We start from the raw sequence: 6,939 nt of genomic DNA, 5'->3' as shown, positions 1-6,939 counted from the left end.
CAGCAGGCGAAGGGCAAGGGGATGCTTCTTTCACCGCCGGGAATTGCTAGTGCGCGAGCTTTTCGCTGATGCGCGCCGCTGCGTGCTTGAGTTCCTCGATCATGCGCTCGTACCCGCCGACCGTGCTGGCGGCGAAGACGACGGCCAAGGCCGCCGGGGTTTGCCCGGAATGCTGGATCGGAACGGCAATGGACGTCACGCCCTGGATGACTTCGTTCTCGCTGGTGGCATAGCCGTCAATCCGGGCCGCGACGGCAGCTTCGCGGTACTCGATGCCCGTGTCCAGGGCATCCCACTCGGCCTTGGCATAGCACGACTGGATCGCGATGCCGGCTGCTCCCACATCCATGCCGTGCACCGAGCCCGGGCGATGGACGATCGCGCGCTGGGAGTTCAACGGGGAGACCGACTGCAAGGTGGTGCACAGATCGTGTTCCCAGACGGCTACGAAAGCAGTCATCGACAGCTCGTTGGCCAGCGCGGTGAGTTCCGGGGTGGCGGCCGCCTGCAGGTCGCGCTGGACCGAGCGGGCGAGCACGGCCAAGCCGGAAGCGGAACGGATGTGCCCGGCCTCGTCGCGGTTGAGCAGGTGATGCTGCTCCAGGGTGCGGATGATGCGGTAGGCAATGGAGCGGTGGACTTCCAGTTTCGCGGCGATTTCCGCGATGGAAAGGTTGACCGGGGAATTGGCGACGATTTCAAGGACGCGGATTCCACGCGAAAGCGTCTGGGAGGTAGGCATTGCTCTTCAATCTGGCGTGCGGCGCTGCTGGAACGTCGTCGAGGGCCTTCGTAGTGAATCTGGGGACCAAGCGGTCGGTGATCTATATCCGATTTTAGTCGTTCTCTATTAGAACACCGAATTCCCAGCCCATTGCGGGAGAGGGTGCCTGGCTGGAGCTGGTCACGATTTGGATAGATCTTGTGATCTGCTTCACTGTGGGCATATGATGGTGTGCGACATAAACCGTCCGAACGGTCGGTAAACAACTCGCAAAAAAGGCCAACTCATGTCATCGACTGTCACTCGCACCCAGGAGGAGCGCCGGGTTCTTGCCGGCACCCTGGTGGGCACCACCATTGAATGGTACGACTTCTTCATTTTCGCCCAGCTCACCGCGACCCTGCTGACCCCGTTGTTCCTCGAGCCCCTGGGGCAGTCGAATCCGGGTGTCGCGCAGATCCTTTCCTTCGCAATGATTGGCATCTCCTTCTTCTTCCGTCCCCTGGGCGCAGTGGTTGCCGGCCACCTGGGCGACCGCTACGGACGCAAGCGCATCCTGGTGCTCACCCTGATCCTCATGGGCGTTGCCACCGCGGCCATTGGCCTGCTGCCAACCTACGCGTCCATCGGCGTGGCCGCGCCAATCCTGCTGGTGCTCCTGCGCGTAGTCCAGGGCTTCTCGGCCGGTGGCGAATGGGGCGGTGCAGCCTTGATGGCGGTAGAGCACGCACCGAAGGATCGCCGCGGCTACTTCGGCGCCTACCCGCAGATCGGCGTGCCCATCGGCATGATCCTGGCTACCGGCCTGCTCTACATCCTGCGCGTTGCGATGAGCCCGGAAGAGTTCGCCGCATGGGGCTGGCGCATTCCGTTCCTGCTCTCCATTGCGCTGATCTTCGTGGGCTACATGATCCGCCGTGCGGTTGAGGAATCCCCGGTCTTCAAGCAGCTCGCCCAGCGCAAGGCTTCCGAGCACACCCCGCTGCGCGAGCTGATGACCAGCCATTCCAAGCAGGTCCTGCAGGCCGCGCTGATCTTCATCTCGAACAACGCCGCCGGCTACCTGGTGATCGCGTTCTTCATTTCCTACACCACCAAGGTCCTCGAGATGCCGGTGGCACCGATCCTCCTGGCTACTACCATCGGTTCGGTGGGCTGGCTGATCTTCACCCTGGTCGGCGGCTGGCTCTCGGACAAGATCGGGCGCCGCAATACCTTCGTGATCGGCTACGCGCTGGTGTTCATCTGGATGATCCCGATGTTCCTGATGGTCGACACCGGAAACATCGTGCTGTACACCATTGCGATCTTCGTGCTGACCGTTGGCCTGGGCTTGTCCTACGGCCCGCAGTCGGCGATGTACGCGGAGATGTTCCCGGCGCAGATCCGCTACTCGGGCATCTCCATTGGCTACGCCATTGGCGCCATTCTGGGCGGCGCCTTCGCGGCCACCGTGGCGCAGATCCTGCTGGAGACCACAGGCTCTTCGATCTCGATTGCCATCTACATCATGGTGCTGACCATCATTTCCGTGGCAGCGGTGCTCTGGGTGGGCGAGACCCGTGGACGCAACCTGCACGTGGAAGAAATTGAGGGCGAACAGACCGACTCGCGCGTGGCGCACTAGTTTCGCGGCAGCATAATGCCCGCGCAGGCAAGGGATCAAGCGATCCTGGCCCGCGCGGGCATTTGCGCGTCTGGCGACCGGTGGTTTGGCGATCAGCAGGCTGATGCAGCGGGCAGTTTGCTGCACGGCCGACGTCCGGCCACCGCCATCCATTGCGCCTAGGCCGCCGGCATGCGGGACCCGACTGCCTGGCCAGGTTACTGGGCGGGGCGGGTGGTGGAGGAACGCACGATCAGCCGATGGCCCAACTCGTGGGCCTGCGCCGGTTCCTGGCCACGGATAGCACGCAGCAGCATGGCGACCGCCAGCTGCCCCTGCTCATGCGGACGCTGCTCGACGGTGGTCAAGCCGAAGAGCTCGGCCAGGTCGTGATTGTCCACGCCGATGACCGACAGGTCATGGGGCAGCTGCAAACCGAGATCGCGGGCGGCCAGGATCGCGCCAATGGCCATTTCATCACTGGCTGCGAACACTGCCGTCGGTCGGGATGCCGGGTTGCCCAGCAGCTGCTTGGCCACCGCGTAGCCCTGGGCCATGGAGAAGTCCGCGCTGGCGAACAGCGACTCATCCAGTTCAAGTCCAGCCTCGGCCAGCGCCCGCTCGTAGCCGGTGCGGCGGTGGGTGGGCACCATGAAATCCACATCGGTTTCCGCGTTGCCGCCGATGAAGCCAATGCGTTCATGGCCCAGGGAGATGAGGTGCCCGGTCGCGAGGGCAGAAATCGCTTCGTCATTCACGTGCAGGGTCGGCACACCGGGAAGCGGTCCTCCCACGCCAACCAGGGGCTTGTCCATGGCCAGCAGCGCCTGGACCTCGTCCCCAGCCAACTCGACGTTGACCGCGATCACCGCATCCACGCGCTGGCGCAGCAGGAAATCGGAGAAGATCTTCTCGCGCTGGGTGCGGTCCTTGGTCAGCTGATAGAGGGTGGTGTCATAGCCCTCGTCCATCAAGCGGCTGGAAATGCCTTCCAGCACGCAGGCATAGAACCAGTGGTTGATCACCGGAACGAGCACGCCGATGTTGCGGGTGCGTCCCGAGGCCAGCCCGGACGCGGAAGATGAGACCACATAGCCCAGCTCGGTGGCGGCGCGCTGCACAGCCTCCTGCGCGGACGCGGAGACAGAACCCCGGCCAGATAATGCGCGCGAGACGGTGGCAATGGATACGCCAGCGGCTTGTGCGACGTCTTTGATCCCGGCCACTTCTCTTCCTTCCTTCATAGGCACAGCCGTGGCTAGGGGAAATTCCTTCCCCTGGCCACGGCTCCTGCCCAACATTACCCGGTGCGGCTGCAGCCGGTCAGCAGATGGCCGGCTACGGCAACTGGAACCAGAGCGTGGTTTCGCCCGGAATCATTCCCGGTTCCGCCGAAATCTCGCTTTGGCTGCGCACCAGTTCGGTGGCGCCCTGCGCACCGGCAGGCAAAGGCTGTGCAGTTGCAGCGTAGTTGGCCACGACCAGCACAGTGCCGTTGGCGAAAGCCAGAACATCATCTCCGGTGCCTTCGACCCAATCCAGGGTGCCGGTGCCCAGTGCATGATCCTGGCGCAGCTGCAACAGGCGGCGGTACAGGTTCAGCGTGGAGGACTGGTCATCGACCTGCGCATCGCGGGCGTAGGAGTCCCAGCCTGCCGGCTGCGGCAGCCAGCTTTCACCGGTCGCGCTGAAGCCGAAAGCGGGCTTGCCGCTTTCCCAGGGCAAGGGCACCCGGCAGCCGTCACGCCCGTAGCGCTCGCCATTGGTGCGCAACCAGGTAGGATCCTGGCGCGCCTCATCTGGCAGTTCAACGGCTTCTGGCAGGCCCAGCTCTTCGCCCTGGTAGATGTAGGCGCCACCTGGCAGGGCCAGCATCAACGCGCTGGAAGCACGAGCGCGACGCAATCCCACGGCAGCCTCCGGCAGGTTTGGGGTGTTCAGGCCGATGCCCTCGCCCTGCGGGTTCTCATCGGTCAGCGCCAAGCGGGTCGCATGGCGCACCACGTCATGGTTGGAGAGCACCCACGTGCTCGGGGCGCCGACCTTGCCGAACTCCTCCAGAGACTGGTCGATGGTTTCGCGGATCTGCTGGGCATCGAAGTCGCAAGAGAGATAAGGGAAGTTGAAAGCCTGGTGCATCTCGTCCTCGCGCACCCACTTGGCCATCAGCGACAGGGGATTGACCCAAGCCTCGGCGCACAGCACGCGCTCGCCGTCGTACTCGTCCATGACCTTGCGCCAGTCGCGGTAGATCTCATGCACGCCATCCTGGCCCCACCACGGAGCCAGTTCGTCGGTGCCGCCCATGGAGGCACCGGATGGGTCCGGGGTGAAGTCCGGCAAGCCCTCGGCCTTGATCAGCCCGTGGGCCACGTCAACGCGGAAGCCGTCGGTGCCCCGGTCCAGCCAGAAGCGCAGGACGTCGCGGAACATCGCGCGCACTTCCTCGTTGTGCCAGTTGAAGTCCGGCTGCGAGGAGTCGAAGATATGCAGGTAGGACTGGCCGGCGCTGCCATCAGGATTCCTGGTTTCGGTCCACATCGGGCCGCCGAAGACCGAATCCCAATTATTCGGGCGCCCGGTTGCCGGGGTGTCCTTGAAGATGAAGCGGTCGCGTTCGGGGGAGCCGGGCGCCGCCGTGAGCGCTTCCTGGAACCACGGGTGCTGGTCCGAGCAGTGGTTCGGAACCAGGTCGATGATGACGCGCAGGCCCAATGCGTGGGCCTTGGCGACCATCGCGTCGTAGTCCTCCAGGGTTCCAAACAGCGGATCCACATCGCAGTAGTCCGATACGTCGTATCCGGCGTCCTTCTGCGGGGAAGTGAAGAATGGCGACAGCCAAATCGCGTCGACCGAAAGCTGAGCGATGCTTTCCAGGCGTTGGGTAATGCCGCGCAGATCGCCCATCCCATCGCCATTGGAATCGGCGAAGGAGCGCGGGTAGATCTGGTAGATCACCGAGGAGCGCCACCACTGCGAGTCTTCGGATTGCACAAGGGAATCAGCTGCTGAACGAATTGAAGTCATGACGGTAACGATAAATGATTCACCAGAGTTTGTAAACGCTTGCAATTATGCTTTAAAGCCTTCGTTCCATGGTGAGGTCAGAATTCGCGCCTCGGCCGATAAAACTGATTTTATCGGCATTGTTGTCAATTTTCATGATCTGTGCCACGCTGTAAACGCTTACAATCAATGTGTTACTCGCACCACTAAAGACCCGACCGGCAGGCCCAGCGGAAATCGTGGCCGACCCGGTCCCTGATGACACAGTTGTCACGAAAGGACATCCCATGAAGGTGAATAAGCACCCTTGGCTTCTCGGCGGAGCACTGACGGCCATTGCCGCACTCTCGCTCACCGCCTGCGGCGGGTCTGGCTCCAACACGCCAGCAGTTTCCTCCAGCCCCGCAGCGGCGCAATCCTCGCCGGCAGCTGCCTCCGGCGGCAAGCTGACCGTCTGGGTCGACGCCAACCGCGAGCCAGTGCTCAAGGATGCAGCAGCTGACTTCGAGAAGCAGTCCGGGGTCAAGGTGGACCTCGTGATCAAGGACTTCTCCAAGATCCAGGAAGACTTCCTGCGCCAGGTTCCAACCGGCAAGGGCCCGGATATCACCATCGGCGCCCACGACTGGTTGGGCAACCTGGTCAACAACGGCGTAGTCCAGCCAGTTGAGCTGGGCGACAAGGCCGGCGAGTTCCAGGACGTCGCAGTCAGCGCCATGAGCTACGAGGGCAACACCTACGGCGTTCCCTACGCCACCGAGAACCTGGCCCTGCTGCGCAATGCGGATCTGGTCAAGGAAGCTCCAAAGAGCTTCGATGACATGATTGCCGCCGGCGAGAAGGCCGGCACCGAATTCCCGTTCCTGGTCCAGGTCTCTGATGTCGGCGATCCATTCCACGCCTACCCGTTCCAGACCTCCTTCGGCGCACCGGTGTTCGGCACCGATGATACGGGCGCTTATGACCCGGCAGATCTGCAGATCGGCAACGAGGGCGGCATCGAATTCGCCAAGTGGCTGGCTGAAGAGGGCGAAGAAGGCAACCTGAAGACCAGCCTCGACGGGGACATTGCCAAGGAGAAGTTCGTCTCCGGCGACTCGCCATTCTTCCTGACCGGTCCATGGAACGTGGAAGCAGTAGAAGAAGCTGAAATCAACCTGGAAATCGACCCGATTCCATCGGCCGGTGGCGAGCAGGCCCAGCCATTCGTCGCCGTGCAGGGTTTCTTCGTTTCCGCGAAGACCGAGAACCTGCTGGCCGCTACCGAATTCCTGACCAACTACATCGGCACCGAAGAAGTCCAGACCGAACTGTACGAGGTAGGCAACCGCCCGCCGGCAAACAAGGCGGCATTCGAAGCGGCCAAGGCCGATGAAACCATCGCTGCCTTCGGCGAGGTCGGCGCCAACGGCGTGCCGATGCCGAACATCCCGGAAATGGCTGCCGTATGGGAGTTCTGGGGCGTAGCCGAGGCCGAGATCATCACCGGCAAGGCTGATCCGGCCAAGCGCTGGAAGCAGATGACCTCGGACATCGAAAAGGCCATCTCGAAGTAGGAACGCCTGCCACCAGGCACAACGATGGGCGCGGGGGGCCGGGAGGG

Annotated in this window: 5 protein-coding genes; 2 read left to right on the top strand and 3 right to left on the bottom strand. The window is 63.0% G+C overall.

Features of this window, described 5'->3' with window-relative positions:
• Positions 1-46: 46 nt before the first annotated feature.
• A complete protein-coding gene (locus ACNPM8_RS10050) occupies positions 47-742 on the bottom strand; it encodes an IclR family transcriptional regulator (protein ID WP_332502821.1) in 696 nt (231 codons plus the stop codon).
• Between the two features lie 268 nt (positions 743-1,010).
• Between ACNPM8_RS10050 and ACNPM8_RS10045 the strand changes: the two genes are divergently transcribed.
• Positions 1,011-2,351, top strand: a complete 1,341-nt coding sequence (locus tag ACNPM8_RS10045; RefSeq protein ID WP_332727337.1) for an MFS transporter — start codon at positions 1,011-1,013, stop codon at positions 2,349-2,351.
• Positions 2,352-2,548: 197 nt separating this feature from the next.
• On the opposite strand, the gene ACNPM8_RS10040 is transcribed toward ACNPM8_RS10045, so the two are convergent.
• Both ACNPM8_RS10040 and ACNPM8_RS10035 read right to left on the bottom strand, forming a co-directional pair.
• Positions 2,549-3,556, bottom strand: a complete 1,008-nt coding sequence (locus tag ACNPM8_RS10040) for a LacI family DNA-binding transcriptional regulator (RefSeq protein WP_105658460.1) — start codon at positions 3,554-3,556, stop codon at positions 2,549-2,551.
• A 112-nt stretch (positions 3,557-3,668) separates the two neighbouring features.
• The gene (locus ACNPM8_RS10035) at positions 3,669-5,357 is read right to left on the bottom strand and encodes a glycoside hydrolase family 13 protein (RefSeq protein ID WP_448939780.1); all 1,689 of its coding nucleotides are present in this window, start codon (positions 5,355-5,357) and stop codon (positions 3,669-3,671) included.
• A gap of 266 nt (positions 5,358-5,623) precedes the next feature.
• Here ACNPM8_RS10035 and ACNPM8_RS10030 point away from each other — a divergent pair, with 266 nt between their 5' ends.
• Positions 5,624-6,892 (top strand): sugar ABC transporter substrate-binding protein, encoded by a 1,269-nt coding sequence (locus ACNPM8_RS10030; RefSeq protein WP_426734828.1) that lies wholly within the window; start codon positions 5,624-5,626, stop codon positions 6,890-6,892.
• The last annotated feature ends 47 nt before the right edge of the window (positions 6,893-6,939 follow it).

The sequence above is a fragment of the Glutamicibacter sp. AGC46 genome (assembly GCF_053543715.1).
Note: the sequence above shows the minus strand (reverse complement) of the source record. Positions and strands in the feature narration are given on the sequence as shown.